We start from the raw sequence: 20,140 nt of genomic DNA, 5'->3' as shown, positions 1-20,140 counted from the left end.
ACCGGTGCCTCCCCGTCCGTCACTTCGCCACTGCGGCTGCGAGCTGCGACAGCGGCTCGGCCAGCGCGTTGACGGCGTCCGACAGCTCCTTGCGGTCCGCCTTGGCGACCTTGTCGTACGAGGTGAACTCGTAGGAGGTCTTGTCCTCGCGGTACTTGTCCAGCAGCGTGTTCAGCGCCGCGAACTGCTTGTCAAGGGTGGTGGTCAGCGCCGCGTCGTTCTTCGAGGCGATCGGCTTCAGGAGCTCGTACGACTTCTGCGCGCCCTCGACATTGGCCTTGAAGTCGATCAGGTCGGTGTGGCTGTAGCGCTCCTCCTCACCGGTGACCTTGCCGGTGGCGACCTCGTCGAGGAGCTCCTTGGCGCCGTTGGCCATCGAGGTCGGGGTGATCTCCGCCTTGCCGACCCGCTGCTGCCAGTCGACGAGGTCCTTGTAGAGGACCGGGGCGAGGGCCTTCTCCTCGGCGCCGAGCTTCTTGTCCTGCCACAGCGCCTTCTCCAGGCGGTGCCAGCCGGTCCACTGCTGGCCGTCCTCCAGGCCGTCCTCGCGGACGTCGACCTTCGGGTCGATGTCACCGAACGACTCGGCGACGGGCTCGGTGCGCTCCCAGCCGATGCGGGAGTCGGCGTACGCCTTCTTCGCGGCCTCGATGTCACCCGCGGCGACGGCGTCCGTGAAGACCTTGACCTTCGGAAGCGTCTCGTCGGCCTGCGCCTGCACATAGGTGCGGTAGCCGGCGACGGCCTTGTCCATCTCTGGGCTGCGCTTGACCGCGGTGCCGCCGGTGACGTCGATCTTCTGCCGGAAGCCGGCGCCCTTCATGCCGGGCTTGCAGACGACGTCGTACGAACCGGCCTTGACCTCGGCGGTGATGGTGGCCTTGGTGCCGGGGCCGATGTTCTCGCGCTCGGCGACGATGCGGTCGTCCGGGAAGAGGACGTAGACCTCGGTGACCTTGGATCCCTTGTTCTCCACGGCGAGCGCGACGTGACCGGCCGGGAGCTTCTTCTTCGACACCGCGCAGGAGTCGTCCTTCGCGGTGACCTTCACCGCGCCGTCACCCTTGCCGTCGCTCTTCTCGGCGCAGCCCGAGACGGCGGTCAGAGCCGCCGCGGTGGCGACAGCGGTGACGACGGAGAAACGAACGGCTCGCATACGGGCTCCACAAAGGCTGAAGAGGATGAACAAGGCCGGAAAAGGGGCGGGTGAGGCGGACCTAACTTAACCGAGGCTTACCTCACCGGTACCCACCCGTGCAGTGATTCAGCTCTCACCCGGGGTGCCGGAGAACGGGGCGATCACAGAGGGTTCATGAACAGCCCATGGGAGAGTCAAGGGATGGTCAACCGGTCCTTGGTGGTACGGGCGAGGGGCGCTTGGGCGCCGCTGTCCTCGCCGGGACCCCGTCGCCGTACCGTCCGATCCGCTCCTTGCGGCACCACCGGGCCGCACGATGCTTGAATGCGCACGTGAGTGACTACGACGTACCCGCAGGCATCGACGTACTGCACGTGTTCTGCGGCCCGGACGGCCGGCACGGCAACGCCCTCGGGGTCGTACGCGACGGGCGTACGTTCCCCGACGAGGCGTCCCGGCAGGCGCTCGCCGGGCAACTCGGTTTCAGTGAGACCGTGTTCGTCGACGATCCCGAGCGCGGGCACGTCGACATCTACACGCCTGGACTCCGGCTGCCGTTCGCCGGGCATCCGCTCGTGGGTGCCGCCTGGCTCCTCGACCTGGAGATCCTGGAGCTGCCGGTCGGTGACGTCTACGCCCGCCAGGACGGCGAGTTCAGCTGGATCGCGGCCCGCCCCGAGTGGGTGCCGGCACGCACGCTGGAGCAGTACGCGTCCGTGGCCGAGGTCGAGGCGCTGACCGGGCCGCCTCCGGGGGAGGGCTGGCTTTACGTATGGGCCTGGGAGGATGAGGCGGCGGGACGGGTGAGGGCGCGGGCCTTCCCGCGGCGGGACGACGGGATCGTCGAGGACGAGGCGACGGGCGCGGCGGCGCTGCTGCTCAGCGCGCAACTGGGGCGGGCCCTGAACATCACACAAGGGCGCGGCTCCCAGATCCTCACCGCACCCGCGCCGGACGGCACGTTGGAAATCGGGGGCCGCGTCCTGCTGGCGCAGTCGAGCCTGTCGGCGGTGCTGTGACGTCGGCGCCGTGACGTCGGACGGGCGAATCCAGGCTTTCCGGTGATCGAGGGCGAAGCGGCACGGGTGACCGGTTCCACCGTCAGGACCTGCTCGCCCCGTGCTCCGCACCCCGTGTGGCCTAAGCGCTGCGGGGGAAAACCTCGCCCAGCTCCCGGAACACCGCCGTGTTCAGCGCGAACGCGTGCCTGCACTCGTCGATGATCCGCTTCTTCTCCAGCTCGTCCGCCTCCACCGCGTCCAGCAGCTCGCGGTAACCCCGTTTGAACGAGGCGGGGTTGGCTATCTCCTCGAAGACGTAGAACCGGACGCCGTCGCCCTTGCGGGCGAAGCCCCAGGTCTTCTCCGCCCGGTCGCGGATGATCTGGCCGCCGGAGAGATCCCCGAGGTAGCGGGTGTAGTGGTGCGCGACGTATCCGGCGGACCAGGTGCGCGCACACTCGGTGACCCGGTCGGCGTACGCGGCCGTCGCGGGCAGTGGCTCCAGGCCCCTGCGCCAGTCCGCACCGCGAAGATGTGCCAGGTCGCGTTCGAGCTCCGCGGTGCGCATCAGCTCCGGCTGTATGAACGGACCGGCGACCGGATCGGTGCGCAGCGCTTCCGAGCCTTCCTCCAGTGCCCGGTAGACGAACCACAGCTGCTCGGTGTAGCGCGTGTACGCGACCACTCCGAGCCGCCCGCCCAGCAGGTCGCTCATGAAGGTCGAGGTCTCCGCCTCGGTGTGCTGTTCGTGCGACGCCGTGCGGATCAGCGTCGAGAAGGGCGTGGTGGCGGCTGTTGCGTCCAAGGCGGGCCTCCGGGGACCGAGGAGGGAGGGAAGTCCGGAGAAAGACGGAAAAGCCGACAGCAACTGCGCTCGGCAGCCACTGTCGACATCTCCGATCCTCCAACTTAGGCTTACCTAAGTCAACAGCTTCCCGACAGTCCGTCGGTAAAACGGTACGCCCGGTTCCGCCCGTTCGCCGGGGTTGCGGATCGCGTACGGAGGGTCAGGGGAGGGTCAGGATCTCGGCGCCCGTCTCCGTGACCACCAGCGTGTGCTCGAACTGGGCGGTGCGCTTGCGATCCTTCGTCACCACGGTCCAGCCGTCGTCCCACATGTCGTACTGGTGCGTCCCGAGCGTCAGCATCGGCTCGATGGTGAACGTCATGCCGGGCTGCATCACGGTGGTCGCGTGCGGGCTGTCGTAGTGCGGAATGATCAGGCCGGAGTGGAACGACGAATTGATCCCGTGCCCGGTGAAGTCCCGGACCACGCCGTACCCGAAGCGCTTGGCGTACGACTCGATGACCCGCCCGATCACATTGATCTGGCGCCCGGGGCGGACCGCCTTGACGGCGCGGTTCAGCGACTCCTCGGTGCGCTCCACGAGCAACCGGGACTCCTCGTCCACATCGCCGCAGAGGTACGTGGCGTTGTTGTCGCCGTGCACACCGTTGATGTACGCGGTGACGTCGAGGTTCACGATGTCGCCGTCGCGCAGCACCGTGGAGTCCGGGATGCCGTGGCAGATGACCTCGTTGAGCGACGAGCAGAGCGACTTGGGGAAGCCGCGGTAGCCGAGCGTCGACGGATAGGCGCCGTGATCGCACATGAACTCGTGGGCGACGCGGTCGAGTTCGTCCGTCGTCACGCCCGGAGCGATGTGCTTCGCGGCCTCGGCCATCGCCTGTGCGGCGATCCGGCCGGCGATGCGCATGCGCTCGACGGTGTCGGCGTCCTGGATTTCCGGGCCGGTGTACGGCGCAGGAGCCGGCTTGCCCACGTACTCGGGGCGCCGGATATTTCCCGGTACGGAACGGATGGGAGTGATCTCCCCTGGTACGAGCAGCGACTGGCCAGACATGTCAGCGAGTCTAACCAGCGAGCTTGGGGCAGCATGGCTCCGAGGAAAGGAGCCGATGATGGCCCTGTTCAAGAAGCGCACGGTCGGTAAGCCGGGCGAGTGGTACTACTGCCTGGTGCACCAGAAAGTCGAGGAAGGCCCCGAATGCCCCGCCAAGGACCGGTTCGGCCCCTACGCCTCCCGTGAGGAGGCGCAGCACGCGATGGACACGGCGAAGGAGCGGAATCTGGAGTGGGAGAACGACCCCAGGTGGCATGACAACGCCACGCCTCCGGAGACCGACGCGTAGGGTTCCGATCCGTCCGGCAGCTGCCCCGGGGCTCCGGCCCCGGACCCTGCTCCTCACACGCCGGAGGGGCTGGACTGCCGGTGCCGCACCGCGTCGGCGTCTGTCCGGGAGTCGTACGTGAGGAGCTTCGGCAGCGCCGCAGCCAGCAGCGCGACCGAGGCCACGCACGCCACCCCGCCCGTCCAGATCGCGGCCCGTGTGCCCGTCCAGCCCGCCATCGCTCCCGCCCGCACCTGGCCGAGCTGCGGCCCCACGCTGTACGAAAGCACCTCGATGCCCGCCAGCCGGCCGCGCAGCTCCTCCGGGATGGTCTGGTTCCAGATCGTGGAGCGGCCCAGACCGCTGAGCATGTCGCCCGCGCCCGCCACCGTGAGGCAGACCAGCACCAGCCACACATTGCTGAACCACCCGGCCGCCGCGATCGCCAGCCCCCAGACCGCCGCCCCGAACACCACGAACAGCCCGTGCCGCCGCACCCGTGACGTCCAGCCGCTGGTCAGGCCCAGCACCAGCGAGCCGACCGACCCCGCCGCGTACATCAATCCCAGTGACCACTCGGCGTCCAGCTCGTCCGCCAGGAACGGGAAGATCGTGTTCGGGAAGGCGAAGAACATCGCCGCCAGGTCGATCGCGTACGTCCCCAGCAGTACCGGCCGGCTCCAGGCGTACCGCGCCCCCTCGGCGATGCCGCGCAGCGACGGCTTCCGTGCGTGCTCGGCGGCCGGTGCGGGCGCCAGCCGCAGACAGAGGAGCACGGAGACGGTGAACGTGACCACCGTGACCGCGTACGCCGTGGCGTGCCCCGCATAGGCCACCACCAGGCCCGCCACCGCAGGGCCGGTGATCGCGCCGAACTGCCAGCGCAGCGAGTTCAGCGCGGCGGCCGCGGTGAGCTGGTCGTGCGGCACGATCCGGGCGATCAGAGAGTCCAGCGCGGGCCGCTGGAGCCCGGCGAGCGCGGAGACGCCGCCCGCGACGAGATAGAGCGGCCAGAGCATCGGGTCGGGCAGCGCGGCATTCACCAGAAGGACGAGCGCGAGCATCCCCAGCCCCGCCTCGGTGCCCAGGATCACCTTGCGGCGGTCCGCGGAGTCGGCGAGCGCCCCGCCGTACAGTCCGAAGACGACCAGCGGCACCAGCTCCACCGCACCCATCGCACCGACGGCGAGCGGCGAACCGGTGAGCTCCTTGATCTGGAGCGGCAGCGCGATCAGCGCCATGAAACTGCCGAAGTAGGTGACCAGGCCCTGGACCCACAGCAGCCGGAAGTCGGCCGAGGAACGCCAGGGCGAGAGATCGGGCAGGAGTGCGGAGAGCCTGGCGGGCAGGGCGGTGGCAGAGGTCACGAGGGGTCATGGTCCGGCGCCGTACATGCCCTCTGCAACCGGTTTTGCCGGGGCCTGCGGCGGACTCGTCCTCGTCACCAGCGCGCGGGCGGCGGCGCGGTCAGCTGGTCGGCGAGCCGGGACAGCCGGTCCCGGAAGCGATGGCGGCCGCGCGGTGCGGGGACACTGTTCTCCCCGGCCGCCGCGCTCACCAGATGCTGAACGGTGTCCAGGTCCACATCGTCGCGGCAGGTCACCGCGAGGGTCTCATGGGCGAGCCCCCGCACCTCCGGATCGCCGTCGTCCAGCGACAGCACCGTCGCCCCCGCCCGGCGCGCGTCGTGCACCCGCTCCAGCAGCCCGTCCCCGGGCCGCTCCGGAGCCACCAGGAACAGCGTCTCGCCCCGCCCGGCCGCCTCGATCCGGCCCAGACCGACGGCCAGATGCGCCGGATCGCCCGGCTCCGCCCGGTGCCGTACGAGCGTGGGCGTCAGCTCCGGCAGGCCGGACCAGGTGGACTCGTCGACCAGATGAGCCGCCAGGTGCCACGGTTCGTACGCCTCCGTACCCACCAGCAGCAGACCGCCGCCGTGCGGAACGACGGACGACCGGAGGGCCCCCGCGAACCGGCGGGCCGCCGCGGGCCACTCGGTCCCGGCGAGCACTTCACGGAGCAGGGCGACGCGTACGGCATCCATGGCCCGGCATCATGCCGCAGGCCCCGCCCCCCGCACCGGCGAACGGCACCGAATCAGCCGAACGAGGGCAGGCGCAGTGAGGATGTCGCAGGGGTGACGCGCTGCGTTCCCCTCCATGGCGCGCAGTAGTGTCGGGCCCATGACTACGAATGACAGCGGCAGCGCGCCCAAGCCCCCCGCCAAGGACCCCTGGGACCTTCCCGACGTATCCGGGCTGACCGTCGGCGTGCTCGGCGGGACCGGCCCGCAGGGCCGCGGTCTCGCCTACCGGCTCGCCCGCGCCGGGCAGAAGGTGATCATCGGCTCCCGTGCCGCCGATCGCGCCCGGACCGCCGCCGACGGGCTGGGCCTCGACGTCGAGGGCGCCGACAATGCCGAGTGCGCCCGCCGCAGCGACGTCGTGATCGTCGCCGTGCCGTGGGACGGCCACGCCAAGACCCTGGAGTCGCTGCGTGACGAGCTCGCCGGGAAGCTCGTCATCGACTGTGTCAACCCGCTCGGCTTCGACAAGCAGGGCGCGTACGCCCTGAAGCCCGAGGAGGGCAGCGCCGCCGAGCAGGCCGCCGCCCTGCTGCCCGAGTCCCGGGTCACCGCCGCCTTCCACCACCTTTCGGCAGTGCTGCTCCAGGACGAGGCGATCGAGGAGATCGACACCGATGTGCTGGTGCTGGGCGACACCCGCGCCGACACCGATCTCGTGCAGGCGCTCGCCGGCCGGATCCCCGGCATGCGCGGCATCTTCGCGGGCCGGCTGCGCAACGCCCACCAGGTCGAGTCGCTGGTCGCCAACCTGATCTCGGTCAACCGCCGCTACAAGGCGCACGCCGGGCTGCGCACCACGGACGTCTGAGCCCAGGGGCGCCCCCGGCCGCACCCTGCGGAGAGCGGAATGGGGCATGAGGGACACTGGACGGGACCATGCGCCATCCCGGACAGGAGCTGCCCCCCATGCCCCGCCTCGCTCTCTACGCCCTCGCCGTCTGCGTCCTGGCCGTCGGTGCGGCCGTGATCTCCTTCGTCCAGGGCACCTGGCTCGGGATCATCTGGGTGCTGCTGGCCGGACTCTCCTCCAACATGGCGTGGTACTACCTGCGCAAGCACCGCGCGGAGAACGCCGCCGGCTGACCGCGGCCGGACACCCCTAACCGACGATGCAGGACGACTGCTGCCAGAACCGGTAGGCGTCGAAGCCGCAGTACGTGTCGGTCTCGCTCACGCCCAGCGACTGCAACAGGCCGTGGATCGCGTCGAAGAAGACGATGTTCACCTCGGGGATCCACAGCAGCCCGAAGACCGCGAACAGGCCGAACACCGCGAACGGCTCCACCTGGCGGCGGATCCTGTACGACAGCCACGGCTCGATCACCCCGTACCCGTCCAGCCCGGGGACGGGCAGGAAGTTCAGGATCGACGCGGTGACCTGGAGCAGCGCCAGGAACGCCAGCGCGTACCGGAACCCCAACGGGACACCGTCCAGCGCGTGCAGCCAGAACGGCGCCGTGCAGACGACCGCGAACAGTACGTTCGTCAGGGGACCCGCTGCCGAGATCAGGCTGTGCTTCCAGCGGCCGCTGATCCGGCCCCGCTCGATGAAGACCGCGCCACCGGGCAGCCCGATCCCGCCCAGGATCACGAACAGCACCGGCAGCACGATGCTCAGCAGCGCATGGGTGTACTTGAGGGGGTTCAGCGTCAGATAGCCCTTCGCCCCGATCGAGATGTCCCCGCTGTGCAGTGCGGTCCGCGCGTGCGCGTACTCGTGCAGACAGAGCGAGACGACCCAGGCCGCCGTGACGAAGAGGAAGATCGCAAGCCCCGGCTGCTCGGCGAAGTCCGTCCACACCGCCCAGCCGGAGACCGCCATGACGGCGGCGATCCCGAGGAAGATGGGACTGATCCGCCGGTCGCTGCGGGCAACTGCGGTGGTCATCGGCGGACTCCAAGTGGCTCGGCAGCAAAAGGTGGAGCGCGTTCACGTGCAGGACGACTCCCGACCGTACAGTCGACACGGCGGAAACGACTCGCATCCGGGTGGTGGTTCCGGCCAGGGTGGACACATGACGAGCGACACGGGGGAACCGTCGGGCGACGCCGAGGGACGGAACGGATCGCCGCTGCCGGGCGCATGTCCGATTCCTGATTCCGGTCACGGAGAATAGGCGCGTGCGCTACAGCATCCTCGGCACCACGCAGGCACTCCACGACGACGGCACGGCCGTCGCCATCGGTGGGGCGCGGTTGCGCGCCCTGCTGACCGTTCTCGCGCTGAGCCCCGGCCGTGCGGTCCCGGCCGCGGTGCTCGTCGACGAGGTGTGGGACGGCGAGCCGCCCGCCGACGCGGTGGGTGCCCTGCAGGCGCTCGTCGGCCGGCTCCGGCGGGTTCTCGGCCATGAGGCCATCACCTCCGCCGAGAGCGGCTACCGGCTTGCCGCCGCGCCCGACGCGGTCGACCTGCACCGCTTCGACCGGCTCACCGGGGAGGGGGTGCGGGCCCTGGAGTCGGGCGATCCGGCCAAGGCCGTCGCCGTCCTCGACGATGCGCTCGCCCTGTGGCGGGGCCCGGTCCTCGCCGACCTGCCCGACCGCGGCGCCGTCGCCGCCCGCTGGACGGCCCGCCGGCTGGACGCCCGGCGCACCCGGCTCGCCGCGGCGCTGGCGCTGGGCCGCGCCGACGAGGTCCTGCCGGAACTGGTCGCGCTCTGCGCCGACCACCCGATAGACGAACCGCTCCAGGCGCTGCGCCTGCGGGCGCTGCGGGACGCCGGACGCACGGCGCAGGCATTGGCCGCGTACGAGGAGGTACGCACCGTACTCGCTGACCGCCTCGGCACCGACCCGGGACCCGAACTGCGTTCTCTGCACGCGGAGTTGCTTCGCCAGGAACCGGCGTGGGCACCGTCGGACCGAGGGGCCGGACAAGGCCGGGTGTCCGCGCCGGGGCGCGCGCCCGGGCTCGATCGGACGCCCGGGCGGCGTCCGGCCGCCGCGCCGCACCACGCGCCCGCGCCGAGCCGGCCACCACTGGCGGACCCGACCGCCGTGCCGGACCGCGCCCCCCGGCCGGCCCGGTTCCCCGCCGCCCCTGCCCTCGCCCACGACGGCGCCCCGGCCCCGTACGCCCCCGCCCCCCACGGCAACCTGCGCGCCAGGCTCACCAGCTTCGTCGGGCGCGAGGCCGATATCGAGGCGCTCCGGGACGACCTCGCGCAGGCCCGGCTCGTCACCCTCCTGGGGCCCGGGGGAGCGGGCAAGACCCGGCTCTCCCAGGAGGCCGCCGAGTCCGCCGGGCTCGCCTGGCCGGACGGCGTCTGGCTTGCCGAGCTCGCCCCCGTGGACGACCCCGAGGCCGTGCCCGAAGCGGTACTGACCGCGCTCGGCGCGCGCGAGACCGTGCTGCGGGGCGCCGGCGCCGAGGAGTTGCGGGCCGCCGAGCGGGGCGCCGGCGATCCGCTCGTCCGGCTCACCGAGCACTGCTCCCGGCGCCGGATGCTGCTCCTCCTCGACAACTGCGAGCACGTCATCGAGGCCGCCGCGGCGCTCGCCGACCATCTGCTCGTCCACTGCCCGGACCTCACCGTCCTGGCGACCAGCCGTGAACCCCTCGGCGTGCCGGGCGAGTTCGTCCGCCCCGTCGACCCGCTGCCCGACCCGATGGCGCTGCGCCTGCTCGCCGACCGCGGTGCCGCCGCGAAGCCGGGCTTCCGGATCGACAGGGACGACGAGACCGCGGCCGCCGCCGCCGAGATCTGCCGCCGGCTCGACGGACTGCCGCTCGCCATCGAACTCGCTGCCGCCCGGCTGCGGATGCTCAGCCCGCGCCAGATCGCGGACCGGCTCGACGACCGGTTCCGCCTGCTGACCAGCGGCAGCCGTACCGTTCTGCCGCGCCAGCAGACCCTGCGTGCCGTCGTCGACTGGTCCTGGGACCTCCTAGACACGTCCGAACGCACCGTCCTGCGCCGCCTGTCCGTGTTCGCCGGCGGCTGCACGCTGGCCGCGGCCGAGGCCGTCGGCGCGGACCGGCCGCAGGACGCGCGCGAGGTCGCCGGGGTGCTCGGTTCGCTCGTCGACAAGTCCCTCGTCGTCGCCGCACCCGCCGACGACGGAGAAATGCGCTACCGGCTGCTGGAGACGGTCGGCGAGTACGCCGCCGGGCGGCTCGACGAGGCCGGGGAACGGGCCACCGTCGAGCAGCGCCACCTGGTTTACTTCCGGGAGCTGGCCCGTACCACCGACCCCCTGCTGCGCGGCGCCGGGCAGCGGGCCGCCATCGCCCTCCTCCAGCGGGAGTACGAGAATCTGCGCACCGCCCTGCGCCACGCCGTCGCCGCCGGCGACGAGCAGGAGGCGGTCTGCCTGGTGCTCTCGCTCTCCTGGTACTGGCAGATGCGCGATCTGCGCGCCGACGCCCTGCACTGGGCCGACGCGGCCGCCGCGTTGGGCCCGGATCCCTTCGCCCCGCCTGCCCGGCCCGCCCCGTCCATCCGGGAACGGTGCACCGACGCGCCGCCGCCGATGGGCCCGGAGCTGCTACAGGAGGCGCGGCGCGGTGTCGGCCTGATCCAACTGGTCAGCATGGACCATGCGTTGGACGAGTGGACCAACGAGAAGAGCATGGAGCGGCTACGCGTCATCGCCGCCACCTACCGGGTGGGTCAGCCGCAGACCTGCCGTGCCCCCGCGTCGCTCTGGTTCTTCGCGGTCATGCTCACCGGAGGCGTCGCGGACCTGCGCGAACTGGTGGACGAAACGGTCCGTGCCGCCCGCGAGTTCGGCTACGAGTGGGAGCTGGCAGCAGCGCTCCAGATGCGCGCCAATGTGCTGGCCAACCGCCCCGACTGGTCGGGCGAGGCCCGCGTGGATGCCGACGAGAGCCTGGAGATCTTCAGCCGGCTCGGTGACGACTGGGGCGCCGCCGAGTCGCTCTCCTCCCGCGGGGAGGCCAACGAGCGGCGGGGCGACTACACCCGCGCGGCCGACGACTACCAGGCCGCCATCGGCTACGCCGAGCGGCTGGGTGCCCAGGCCCAGGTGGCGGTGCTCCGTACCCGGTACGCCTCTGTGCTCGCCGAACTGGGTCGCAGCGCGGAGGGCGAGGCGATCCTGCGCGAGGTGCTCGCCGAGGGACGGGCGGCGGGACACGAGGCGATGCCCTTCGCACGTCTCTTCCTCGCCATGCTTCTGGGCAGCACCGGCCGCGTCGCCGAGGCCCGGGAACAGTACGTCGTGCTGCGCGAGGAGTTCAGGTCCGAGACCCTGGCGATCTTCGAGGGGTTCGTGCTGGGCGGGCAGGCCTGGCTGGACAACCAGGAGGGGTTGTACGCCGACGCCCTGGCCCGGAGCCTGCAGGCGCTGGAGCGGTCCGGGGACCCGCTGTCGCAGATGGTGGCGCCTCAGATGTCCGTCATCAACCTCGTCAGCGTCGCGCGGGCCCTGGCGGGGCTCGGCGGCGCGCGCCGGGCGGCCGTCGGCGCCCGGCTGCTGGGAGCGGTCGGCGGTCTGCTGCCGAACGGCCATGTGCCGACGACGATGGAGCGGCGGAACTACGCCGAGGCGGAGACGGCGGCCCGCGCCGTTCTCGGCGAAGCCGGCTACGAGGCCGCGTACGCCGAAGGCGACGGCCTCGCACTGGACGAGGCCATCGCCTTGACGGAGGCGTTCCGGGACTGAACCGGAGCGGCCGTCAGGTCTTCTTGCGGAACTTGGCGACCGCGAGCGGCGCCATCACCGCGGTGATGACCACGGTCCAGCCGAGCGTCACCCACACCGAGTGGGCGAGCGGACCGCCCATCATCAGGCCGCGGGCGGCGTCGGCCAGGTTGGACAGCGGGTTGTAGTCCGTGAACGTCTGGAGCCAGCCGGGCATCGTCCTGGTCGGGGCGAAGATCGACGAACCGAACTGGAGCGGCATCAGCACGAGCATCCCCATTCCCTGAACCGCCTGGGCCGTCTTCATGGCCAGTCCGAGCAGGATGAAGATCCACATGATGGCGGCGCCGAACACCGCCGACAGTGCGATTGCCTCGATCAGCCCGAACCACGAGGCCTGCAGCTCCATGCCGAGCGCGAAGCCCATGCCCAGCAGGATGAACGTGGCGACCATCATCCGGCCCAGCTCGACCACGATCTTCGCGATGAGCACCGAGGAGCGGGCGATCGGCATCGTGCGGAACCGGTCCATGACTCCCTTGCGGAAGTCGTCGTTGACGCCGGTGCCGACCGCCATGGCGATGTTCATGCCCATCATCGCCATCAGACCGGGGATCAGGTAGTTGAGATACTCCTGCCGGCCGCCGCCCATGCTGCCGCCGACCGAGCCGCCGAAGACGTACACGAACAGCAGCGTGAAGATGACCGGCATCAGGAGCGCGTCGAACATCGACTCCGGATCCTTCTTGATCTGGAGCAGGTTGCGCCGCACCAGAGCGCCGATGTGGCGCAGATTGCCCCGCAGCCCGATCCGGCCCTCGTCGTGGAGCTTCTTCGCCGGGGCGGCCTCGGCCGCGTCGGCGGGGGTGGGCGTCAGAGTCGTCGTGCTCATGCGGCGACCTCCTGGGGGATCGTGTCGGTGGCGGACGTGGACTTGCCGCCGGTGATGGCCAGGAACACCTCGTCCAGGCTGGGCAGTGCGGTGGCGATGTGCGCGACGGAGAGACCTCGGCCGGCGAACAGGCCGATGACAGCGGTCAGTTGGTCGTCGCTGAGGATCGGCACGTACAGCATTCCCTCGTCCGGGACGGCCTGCGAACCGGCGATCCCGTCGAGACCGGCCTCCGCGAGCGCCTGGACCATGGCGGGCAGCTGGGCCGGGTCCGTGGGCCGGATCTGCAGGGTGCGGCCGCCGACCTTCGCCTTGAGTTCGTCGACCCCGCCACGGGCGATGATCTTGCCCTTGTCGATGACGGTGAGCTCGTTGGCGAGCTGCTCCGCCTCTTCCATGTACTGGGTGGTGAGCAGCACGGTCGCCCCCTCCGCGACCATCCGCTGCACCTCGTCCCAGACCTCGTTGCGGGTACGGGGGTCGAGTCCGGTCGTCGGCTCGTCGAGGTACAGCACGGCCGGGCTGCCGATCATCGAGGCGGCCAGGTCGAGACGGCGCCGCATGCCGCCGGAGTAGTCCATCGCGGCCTTCCTGGCCGCGTCGGTGAGCGAGAACCGCTCCAGGAGCTCGTCGGCTCGGGACCGCGCCTGCTTGCGCGGGAGATCGAGCAGCCGCCCGATCATGTAGAGGTTCTCCCAGCCGGAGAGCTTCTCGTCGACCGAGGCGTACTGGCCGGTCAGGCCGATGACCCGGCGCAGCTGCCGGGGCTGCTTCACCACGTCGCAGCCCGCGACGACGGCGTGGCCGGCGTCCGGCACGATGAGGGTGGAGAGGCAGCGTACGAGGGTGGTCTTGCCGGCTCCGTTGGGGCCGAGCACGCCGAGGACGGTGCCCTCGCGCACGTCGAGGTCCACGCCGTCCAGTGCCTTGGTCTCGCCGTAGTGCTTGACCAGCCCCCGCACCTCGACGGCGTTGCCGCCGGTCCTGGGGTTCTTGTCGATTCGCGTCATGCCCACCATGGGAACATCCGCCACCGACAGTCCACCGACATCCTGCCGACAGGGGGCCTGCGGCGGCACCTGCAGGCACCGACACGCACCGACAGCCCGCCGATGGGGGAAGTCGGCGGGCTGTCGTCGTGCGGGCAGTGGTCAGTGATCCCCTGAGGGACAGGGCCTAGTGGAAGGTGTGTTCCGGGGCCGGGAACGTGCCGCCGACGACCTCGTCCGCGAACTCCTTCGCCGCGTCGCCGAGCACCTTGCGCATGTTCGCGTACTGCTTGGTGAAGCGCGGCACCTTGCCGCCGGTCAGTCCGACCATGTCGGTGTAGACCAGCACCTGGGCGTCGGTGTCCGGACCGGCGCCGATGCCGATGGTCGGGATCTGCAGGCTGCGGGTGATCTCGGCGGCCACCTCGGCCGGTACGAGCTCCAGGACGACGGCGAACGCCCCCGCGTCCTGTGCCGCCTTGGCGTCCCGGATCAGCCGGTGCGCGGCCTCGTCGCTGCGGCCCTGCACCCGGTAGCCCATGGTGTTCACGGACTGCGGGGTCAGCCCGAGGTGCGACATGACCGGGATGCCGGCCGACACCAGCAGCTCGGTCTGCGCGAGCGAACGCTCGCCGCCCTCCAGCTTCACCGCACCCACGCCGGCCTCCTTGACCAGCCGGGTGGCGTTGCGCAGGGCCTGGACGGGCCCTTCCTGGTACGCCCCGAAGGGCAGGTCGCCGACGATGAGGGCGCGCTTGGTGCCCCGTACGACCGCGGCGGAGAGGATGGCGATCTCGTCCATCGTGACGGGCACGGTGGTCTCGTAGCCGAGGTGGCAGTTGCCCATGGAGTCGCCGACGAGCATGACCGGGATGCCGGCCTCGTCGAAGACGGACGCGGTCATCGCGTCGTAGGCGGTCAGCATGGGCCACTTCTCGCCCCGCTCGGTGGCGGCGGCGATGTCATGGACGGTGATGCGGCGGGTGCTCTTGCCTCCGTACAGCGCCTTGCTGCTGTCGGTGGGGGCCTCCGCGGGGGTTGCGGGCTGGTTGTGCGCAGCCTGAAGCGTCATTGCCAACGGCTCCTTCGTCATCTCGAGGCGCCCTGACGGCGTCCCCGGACCGGTTCCATGGTGGCATCCCGGGCCCTCCTCGGGAAGTGGGCCCTCTCGGCAAAGACTTTCCAATACGAGACGGTCTCGTATCGAAAAGGGGCTAGGCTCCGTGTCATGTCGATACCGTCCGGCCCTCCCGCGGCCGCGTCCCAAGTTCCCGAAGCGATCCACCGTCGCCGCTGGGCGATCCTCGTCGTTCTGATGTTCAGCCTGCTCATCGTGGTGCTGGACAACTCGATCCTGAATGTCGCGGTCAAGACCATCGCGTCCCCGGCGCCCACCGGACTCGGAGCCACCCAGAGCGAGCTGGAGTGGGCGATCAACTCCTACACGCTCGTCTTCGCCGGACTGCTCTTCACCGCAGGTCTGCTCGGTGACCGCATCGGACGCAAGAAGGTCCTGCTCTTCGGCATCCTGCTGTTCGGTATCGGCTCGGCCCTCGCCGCGATGTCGGGCTCGCCCGGCGAACTCATCACCTGGCGCGCCGTGATGGGCTTCGGCGCCGCGTTCGTGATGCCCGCCACCCTCGCCATCCTGATGAACGTCTTCGAACGCGACGAGCAGCCCAAGGCGATCGGCATCTGGGCGGGCAGCGTCGGTCTGGCCATCGCGATCGGCCCGATCACCGGCGGACTGCTGCTCGAGCACTTCTGGTGGGGCTCCATCTTCCTGGTCAACGTGCCTGTGGTGATCGTCGCGCTGATCGCGATGGTGATCCTGGTGCCGGACTCCCGGGACCCGAAGCCGGGCCGGATCGACCCGCTCGGTGTCGTACTCTCCATCGTCGGCCTGGTCCTGCTGGTGTTCGGGATCATCCGCGGCGGCGAACTCGCCGACTTCGCCGACCCCCTCGTGCTTCTGTCGATCATCGGCGGCCTGGTCGTCCTGGCCGGCTTCGTCTGGCACGAGAAGCGCAGCAGCCACCCGGCCATCGACGTCTCGTACTTCAGGAACGGGGCGTTCTCCGCCGCTGTGGCCGCCGTGGCGCTGGTCTTCTTCGCGCTGATGGGGGTGACCTTCTTCTCGGCGTTCTACCTGCAGAGCGTCCGCGGCTACAGCGCCCTGCAGTCCGGGCTGCTGATCGTGCCACTGGCCGCCGCACAGATGATCTTCGCGCCGCGCGCCCGGCTGGTCGTCCAGCGGTTCGGCGCCCGTGCGGTGTGTGCGGCCGGGATGCTGCTCGTCGCGGCCGGACTGCTGGCCTTCACGATGTTCGACGCCGATACCCCCGTCTGGGTGCTGTGCGTGGTCTTCTTCGTCCAGGGCACCGGCATGGCGCACGTCATGCCGCCCGTCACCGTCGCCGTGATGCAGGCGCTGCCGCGCGAGAAGGCCGGCTCCGGTTCGGCCATCAACAACACCTTCCGGCAGGTCGGCGGGGCGCTCGGGATCGCCGTCCTGGGCTCGGTGCTGTCCACCGTCTACCGCGGTGACATCGAGGGTCACCTCGGTGCGCTGCCGGCCCCGGCCAGGGACGCGGCGGGGGAATCGATCGAGGCGACGCTCGGCATCGCGGAGAAGCTCGGCCCGGCGGGCCGCCCGCTGGTCGCCGCGGCGAACGACGCGTTCCTCGGTGCCATGCACGTCACCGCCGTCGGCTCGGCCTCCGTCGCCCTGATCGGCGCGCTGGTGGTCGGCCTGTTCCTGCCGGGCAGGCCGCCCGCCGAGCGGCCGGCCGGTGAGGGCGAGGATGAGAGCGAGCGCACTGTGCCCGCGGCCGGGCCGATGACGACCACGGCCGCCGACAACTGAGAACGGCCGCCCCGGGCGCCCGGGACACTCCCGGGCGCCCGGGGCGTCGAGCGGGACACCGCCCACGTCGGCGAGAATCGGGGTGGGGGAGGTGGACGGGTGCGGCGAGAGGTGGAAACACGTGCAGATGCAGGACGAGGAGCTGGAACCGCGGCGCGGCCGACCGCGCAGCGTGGCTGCCGAACGGGCCATCCTGGACGCCGTCGTCGAACTGCTGGAGGCCGGTGAACCGCTGGCCGGCCTGTCCATCGAGCGCATCGCCCGGACCGCGAAGGTCGGCAAGGCCACCATCTACCGGCGCTGGAGCGGTAAGGAAGAGCTCTTCGTCGACGTACTGCGCGACATCGAACCCCCGGAACCGACCGTCTCCGGCACCGCCGGGCTCACCGATCTGCGGCTGATGCTGGAGTCGCTGCGCAGGCGCGGACTCGCCCAGCGCTCCTCGGTCTTCCTCCACAACGTCTTCGTGCAGATGAAGAGCCATCCCAAGTTGTGGACCGAGTACCACTCCACGGTGATCGAACCCCGCCGCGCCGCGATGCGGGCCGCCGTGCAGCGGGCGGTCGACGCGGGGGAGCTCCGGGCGGACCTGGATGTGGATCTGATGGACGATCTGTTCGTCGGCCCCATGCTGGTACGGACCATTCACCGGCCCGATGCGGCACTGCCGGAGGATCTCGCCGACCGCATCATCGGCGCCCTGGTGGAGGGCCTGGCGCCACGGCCCGCCGCTGCCCCCGAACCCGCACTGACCCCCGCCACAGCCGGCAAAAGCGCAGGCCACGGCTGACTCGCCCGGATCCGTCCGAGTGTGCGCGTTCTGTCACAAGGCCCCGCGGAGCCCTTCCGGCCGGAACCCACCGGTCCACGTCCTTCGTCCTCGTGGCAGTACAGCCGTCGTCGACGGCAGGAAAGACATCGCTCATCCCCTAGGGTCAGGGGCGCGGCGATGTGTACGGCAAGGCAGTGAGGACAGCGCGATGGTGCAGGCGTACAGGGCGGACACGGAGAACGGCGGCGCGGAACCGCAGCGCACCGGATCCCGGTTCCAGGGCCTGCGCGACAGATGGACCGACGGCAAGGGCATGTGGCGGCGCGGCATCGTCCTCGCCGTCTGCGCGGTCCTGCTGACCCTCGTGATGATCTTCCACGCGGAGATCCCGAACACCATCGGCAACCTGGGCAGCCTCTCCGAGACGTTCCTGCCGTGGTTCGGCCTGTTCGTTCCCCTGCTGCTGGTCCTGGGGCTGGTGCGCCGCTCCGCGACCGCGCTGATCGCCCTGCTGCTGCCGGTCGTGGTCTGGCTCAACATCTTCGGCGGGCTGCTCACCGACAAGTCGGGCAGTGGTGGCGACCTCACCGTCGCCACCCACAACGTCAACGCGGGCAACCCCGACCCGGCGGGCACCGCCCGGCAGGTCGCGGGCTCCGGCGCGGACGTCATCGCCCTGCAGGAGCTGCCGCCCGGTGAGGTTCCGGCGTACGAGTCGGCCCTCGCCGCCCGCTATCCGTACCACTCGGTCGAGGGGACGGTCGGCCTGTGGAGCAAGTACCCGATGAGCGGCACCAGGCCCGTCGACATCAGGATGGGCTGGACCCGGGCGATGCGTTCCACGGTGACGACGCCGAAGGGTGAGGTCGCGGTCTATGTGGCCCATATGCCGTCCGTACGGGTCAAGCTGAACGCCGGATTCACCGCCAGCCAGCGGGACGAGAGCGCGGATGCGCTCGGTGAGGCCATCGCCGACGAACGGCTCGACAGGGTGATCCTGCTCGGCGACCTCAACGGCACGATGAACGACCGCTCGCTGAACGCGGTCACCTCCCAGATGCGGTCCACCCAGGGCGCCGCAGGCGACGGCTTCGGTTTCAGCTGGCCGGCGTCGTTCCCGATGGCCCGGATCGACCAGATCATGGTCAAGGGCGTCGAGCCGATGTCGTCATGGACGCTTCCGGCGACGGACAGTGACCACCTGCCGATCGCCGCCCGCGTCGCACTTTGACGAAACGGTCCGTTCACCTCGTGGCACAAAGCGTCTGAGAGTATTTGTTCCAATCGGGAACAAGGATCTGCCGGCGAGAGAGCCGGTGGGCCGGGATCCCCTGCGGAAAGGTCTCTCTTCATGCCACTGGCTCTTCTAGCGCTGGCCATAAGCGCCTTTGGCATCGGTACCACGGAGTTCGTGATGATGGGCCTGCTGCCCGATGTCGCGGACGACCTGGGCACATCCGTGCCCACCGCGGGCTATCTCGTATCGGCGTACGCGCTCGGCGTCGTCCTCGGCGCCCCCCTGCTCACCGCGGTCGGCTCCCGGGTCCCGCGCAAGCGGATGCTCCTGCTGCTGATGGCGCTGTTCACCCTCGGCAACCTCGCCTCCGCGTTCGCCCCCGGCTTCGGCTGGCTGGTCGCCGGCCGGTTCCTCGCCGGGCTGCCGCACGGCGCGTTCTTCGGAGTCGGCGCGGTCGTCGCCGCCCGGCTGGTCGGCGAGGGGCGGCAGGCGAGGGCCGTCGCGACGATGTTTCTCGGCCTCACCGTCGCCAACATCGTCGGCGTACCGGCGGCCACACTGCTCGGCCAGCACCTCGGCTGGCGCGCGACCTTCCTGGTCGTCGGGGTGATCGGGCTCGGCTCGATGGCCGCGCTCGCGCGGCTCGTTCCGCACATTCCGGTCGACGCGCAGCAGGGCCTCGGCCGCGAACTGCGCGCCCTCGGCAACCGGCAGGTGCTGCTCGGCCTGCTCACCGCCGTCCTCGGCTTCGCCGGGGTCTTCGCCGTCTACTCGTACCTGTCGGCCATGACGACCGAGGCGATGGGCTTCGGCGAGTCATCGGTGACGCTGGTGCTCGCGCTGTTCGGCATCGGCATGACACTCGGCGCACTCACCGCCGGACCGCTGACGGACCGTGCACTGAGGCCCACGCTGTACTGCTCCCTGACCGCACTGGCGGTGGTCCTGGTGGTCTTCCCGTTCGCCGTGCAGGTGAAGTGGGCGGCGCTGGTGATGGTCGTCCTGCTCGGCGGGGTCGGGTTCATGACCACGACGCCGTTGCAGATGCTCGTCATGAACAAGGCGAAGGACGCCCCGACGCTGGCCTCCGCCTCCAACCACTCGGCGTTCAACCTCGCCAACGCGGGCGGCGCCTGGCTGGGCGGTGCGGCGATCGCGGCGGGCTGGGGCTGGACGTCCCCGGCGCTGGTGGGCGCGGTCCTGACGGTGGCGGGCCTGGCGGTGGCGGTCACGGCGGGCGTGCTGGACCGTGGCGGACGGCGCGAGTCCCGGGTGGTGGCGGGCGCGGGTACGCGGGGTGCGCGGGAAGGAAGCCACGCGGACGTGGCCTGAGTGCGGCGCTCGGCCCGGATCGAGCCCGTCGAGTCGCCCATGCCTCCGGGCCATGGGGCTTGAGGACGAAACGCCTGCCGGGGCGGC

At 70.8% G+C, this 20,140-nt stretch carries 18 protein-coding genes; 9 read left to right on the top strand and 9 right to left on the bottom strand.

Annotation, left to right across the window (positions count from 1 at the left end; translation table 11 throughout):
* Positions 1-19: 19 nt before the first annotated feature.
* The gene (efeO, locus tag ACFYP5_RS07700) at positions 20-1,156 is read right to left on the bottom strand and encodes an iron uptake system protein EfeO (RefSeq protein WP_389031934.1); all 1,137 of its coding nucleotides are present in this window, start codon (positions 1,154-1,156) and stop codon (positions 20-22) included.
* A gap of 314 nt (positions 1,157-1,470) precedes the next feature.
* Between efeO and ACFYP5_RS07695 the strand changes: the two genes are divergently transcribed.
* Positions 1,471-2,157 (top strand): PhzF family phenazine biosynthesis protein, encoded by a 687-nt coding sequence (locus ACFYP5_RS07695; protein ID WP_389031931.1) that lies wholly within the window; start codon positions 1,471-1,473, stop codon positions 2,155-2,157.
* Positions 2,158-2,278: 121 nt separating this feature from the next.
* On the opposite strand, the gene ACFYP5_RS07690 is transcribed toward ACFYP5_RS07695, so the two are convergent.
* Together ACFYP5_RS07690 and map are read right to left on the bottom strand one after the other, a co-directional pair.
* Positions 2,279-2,944 carry a heme oxygenase (biliverdin-producing) gene (locus ACFYP5_RS07690; protein ID WP_389031929.1) on the bottom strand — a complete coding sequence of 222 codons (666 nt, stop codon included), beginning with the start codon at positions 2,942-2,944 and terminating at the stop codon, positions 2,279-2,281.
* Positions 2,945-3,146: 202 nt separating this feature from the next.
* Positions 3,147-4,004: a type I methionyl aminopeptidase gene (gene map / locus ACFYP5_RS07685; RefSeq protein ID WP_389031926.1), complete on the bottom strand. Its 858-nt coding sequence runs from the start codon at positions 4,002-4,004 to the stop codon at positions 3,147-3,149.
* A 58-nt stretch (positions 4,005-4,062) separates the two neighbouring features.
* Here map and ACFYP5_RS07680 point away from each other — a divergent pair, with 58 nt between their 5' ends.
* Positions 4,063-4,293 carry a hypothetical protein gene (locus ACFYP5_RS07680; RefSeq protein ID WP_389032958.1) on the top strand — a complete coding sequence of 77 codons (231 nt, stop codon included), beginning with the start codon at positions 4,063-4,065 and terminating at the stop codon, positions 4,291-4,293.
* 53 nt (positions 4,294-4,346) lie between these two features.
* On the opposite strand, the gene ACFYP5_RS07675 is transcribed toward ACFYP5_RS07680, so the two are convergent.
* On the bottom strand, positions 4,347-5,639 hold the full coding sequence (locus ACFYP5_RS07675; RefSeq protein WP_389031923.1) for an MFS transporter: 1,293 nt from the start codon (positions 5,637-5,639) through the stop codon (positions 4,347-4,349).
* 74 nt (positions 5,640-5,713) lie between these two features.
* Positions 5,714-6,316, bottom strand: a complete 603-nt coding sequence (locus ACFYP5_RS07670) for a hypothetical protein (RefSeq protein WP_389031921.1) — start codon at positions 6,314-6,316, stop codon at positions 5,714-5,716.
* Between the two features lie 139 nt (positions 6,317-6,455).
* On the opposite strand from ACFYP5_RS07670, the gene npdG reads away from it, so the two are divergent.
* Together npdG and ACFYP5_RS07660 are read left to right on the top strand one after the other, a co-directional pair.
* Positions 6,456-7,166, top strand: a complete 711-nt coding sequence (gene npdG / locus ACFYP5_RS07665; protein WP_389031919.1) for an NADPH-dependent F420 reductase — start codon at positions 6,456-6,458, stop codon at positions 7,164-7,166.
* A 98-nt stretch (positions 7,167-7,264) separates the two neighbouring features.
* Positions 7,265-7,441: a hypothetical protein gene (locus ACFYP5_RS07660; protein ID WP_389031916.1), complete on the top strand. Its 177-nt coding sequence runs from the start codon at positions 7,265-7,267 to the stop codon at positions 7,439-7,441.
* 16 nt (positions 7,442-7,457) lie between these two features.
* Here the strand turns inward: ACFYP5_RS07660 and ACFYP5_RS07655 are convergent, their stop codons facing one another.
* A complete protein-coding gene (locus ACFYP5_RS07655; RefSeq protein ID WP_389031914.1) occupies positions 7,458-8,246 on the bottom strand; it encodes a site-2 protease family protein in 789 nt (262 codons plus the stop codon).
* 233 nt (positions 8,247-8,479) lie between these two features.
* Between ACFYP5_RS07655 and ACFYP5_RS07650 the strand changes: the two genes are divergently transcribed.
* The gene (locus ACFYP5_RS07650; protein ID WP_389031911.1) at positions 8,480-11,986 is read left to right on the top strand and encodes a BTAD domain-containing putative transcriptional regulator; all 3,507 of its coding nucleotides are present in this window, start codon (positions 8,480-8,482) and stop codon (positions 11,984-11,986) included.
* Positions 11,987-11,999: 13 nt separating this feature from the next.
* Here the strand turns inward: ACFYP5_RS07650 and ACFYP5_RS07645 are convergent, their stop codons facing one another.
* The 3 genes from ACFYP5_RS07645 to panB form a co-directional block, all read right to left on the bottom strand.
* Positions 12,000-12,857, bottom strand: a complete 858-nt coding sequence (locus ACFYP5_RS07645) for an ABC transporter permease (protein WP_389031908.1) — start codon at positions 12,855-12,857, stop codon at positions 12,000-12,002.
* Positions 12,854-13,876 (bottom strand): ATP-binding cassette domain-containing protein, encoded by a 1,023-nt coding sequence (locus tag ACFYP5_RS07640; protein ID WP_389031905.1) that lies wholly within the window; start codon positions 13,874-13,876, stop codon positions 12,854-12,856. Before ACFYP5_RS07640 ends, ACFYP5_RS07645 begins: the two co-directional genes overlap by 4 nt.
* Before the next feature lie 157 nt (positions 13,877-14,033).
* Positions 14,034-14,918 carry a 3-methyl-2-oxobutanoate hydroxymethyltransferase gene (gene panB, locus ACFYP5_RS07635; protein ID WP_389031902.1) on the bottom strand — a complete coding sequence of 295 codons (885 nt, stop codon included), beginning with the start codon at positions 14,916-14,918 and terminating at the stop codon, positions 14,034-14,036.
* A 156-nt stretch (positions 14,919-15,074) separates the two neighbouring features.
* Here panB and ACFYP5_RS07630 point away from each other — a divergent pair, with 156 nt between their 5' ends.
* The 4 genes from ACFYP5_RS07630 to ACFYP5_RS07615 all read left to right on the top strand — a co-directional run bounded on the left by ACFYP5_RS07630 (position 15,075) and on the right by ACFYP5_RS07615 (position 20,053).
* Positions 15,075-16,712: an MFS transporter gene (locus ACFYP5_RS07630; protein WP_389031899.1), complete on the top strand. Its 1,638-nt coding sequence runs from the start codon at positions 15,075-15,077 to the stop codon at positions 16,710-16,712.
* Positions 16,713-16,839: 127 nt separating this feature from the next.
* On the top strand, positions 16,840-17,502 hold the full coding sequence (locus tag ACFYP5_RS07625; protein WP_389032955.1) for a TetR/AcrR family transcriptional regulator: 663 nt from the start codon (positions 16,840-16,842) through the stop codon (positions 17,500-17,502).
* A 295-nt stretch (positions 17,503-17,797) separates the two neighbouring features.
* Positions 17,798-18,715, top strand: a complete 918-nt coding sequence (locus ACFYP5_RS07620) for an endonuclease/exonuclease/phosphatase family protein (RefSeq protein WP_389032953.1) — start codon at positions 17,798-17,800, stop codon at positions 18,713-18,715.
* A 120-nt stretch (positions 18,716-18,835) separates the two neighbouring features.
* Positions 18,836-20,053 (top strand): MFS transporter, encoded by a 1,218-nt coding sequence (locus ACFYP5_RS07615; protein WP_389031896.1) that lies wholly within the window; start codon positions 18,836-18,838, stop codon positions 20,051-20,053.
* Positions 20,054-20,140: the final 87 nt, after the last annotated feature.

It is taken from the genome of Streptomyces sp. NPDC005262 (assembly GCF_042872425.1).
Lineage (GTDB): Bacteria > Actinomycetota > Actinomycetes > Streptomycetales > Streptomycetaceae > Streptomyces.
This window is presented reverse-complemented; position numbering and strand designations above follow the sequence as displayed.

Coding starts and splice junctions, on each gene's coding strand:
- ACFYP5_RS07645 (WP_389031908.1), bottom strand. CDS start 12,857: ATGAGCACGACGACTCTGACGCCCACCCCCGCCGACGCGGCCGAGGCC.
- efeO (WP_389031934.1), bottom strand. CDS start 1,156: ATGCGAGCCGTTCGTTTCTCCGTCGTCACCGCTGTCGCCACCGCGGCG.
- npdG (WP_389031919.1), top strand. CDS start 6,456: ATGACTACGAATGACAGCGGCAGCGCGCCCAAGCCCCCCGCCAAGGAC.
- ACFYP5_RS07615 (WP_389031896.1), top strand. CDS start 18,836: ATGCCACTGGCTCTTCTAGCGCTGGCCATAAGCGCCTTTGGCATCGGT.
- ACFYP5_RS07620 (WP_389032953.1), top strand. CDS start 17,798: ATGTGGCGGCGCGGCATCGTCCTCGCCGTCTGCGCGGTCCTGCTGACC.
- ACFYP5_RS07625 (WP_389032955.1), top strand. CDS start 16,840: ATGCAGGACGAGGAGCTGGAACCGCGGCGCGGCCGACCGCGCAGCGTG.
- ACFYP5_RS07640 (WP_389031905.1), bottom strand. CDS start 13,876: ATGGTGGGCATGACGCGAATCGACAAGAACCCCAGGACCGGCGGCAAC.
- ACFYP5_RS07660 (WP_389031916.1), top strand. CDS start 7,265: ATGCCCCGCCTCGCTCTCTACGCCCTCGCCGTCTGCGTCCTGGCCGTC.
- ACFYP5_RS07655 (WP_389031914.1), bottom strand. CDS start 8,246: ATGACCACCGCAGTTGCCCGCAGCGACCGGCGGATCAGTCCCATCTTC.
- ACFYP5_RS07680 (WP_389032958.1), top strand. CDS start 4,063: ATGGCCCTGTTCAAGAAGCGCACGGTCGGTAAGCCGGGCGAGTGGTAC.
- map (WP_389031926.1), bottom strand. CDS start 4,004: ATGTCTGGCCAGTCGCTGCTCGTACCAGGGGAGATCACTCCCATCCGT.
- panB (WP_389031902.1), bottom strand. CDS start 14,918: ATGACGCTTCAGGCTGCGCACAACCAGCCCGCAACCCCCGCGGAGGCC.
- ACFYP5_RS07630 (WP_389031899.1), top strand. CDS start 15,075: ATGTCGATACCGTCCGGCCCTCCCGCGGCCGCGTCCCAAGTTCCCGAA.
- ACFYP5_RS07670 (WP_389031921.1), bottom strand. CDS start 6,316: ATGGATGCCGTACGCGTCGCCCTGCTCCGTGAAGTGCTCGCCGGGACC.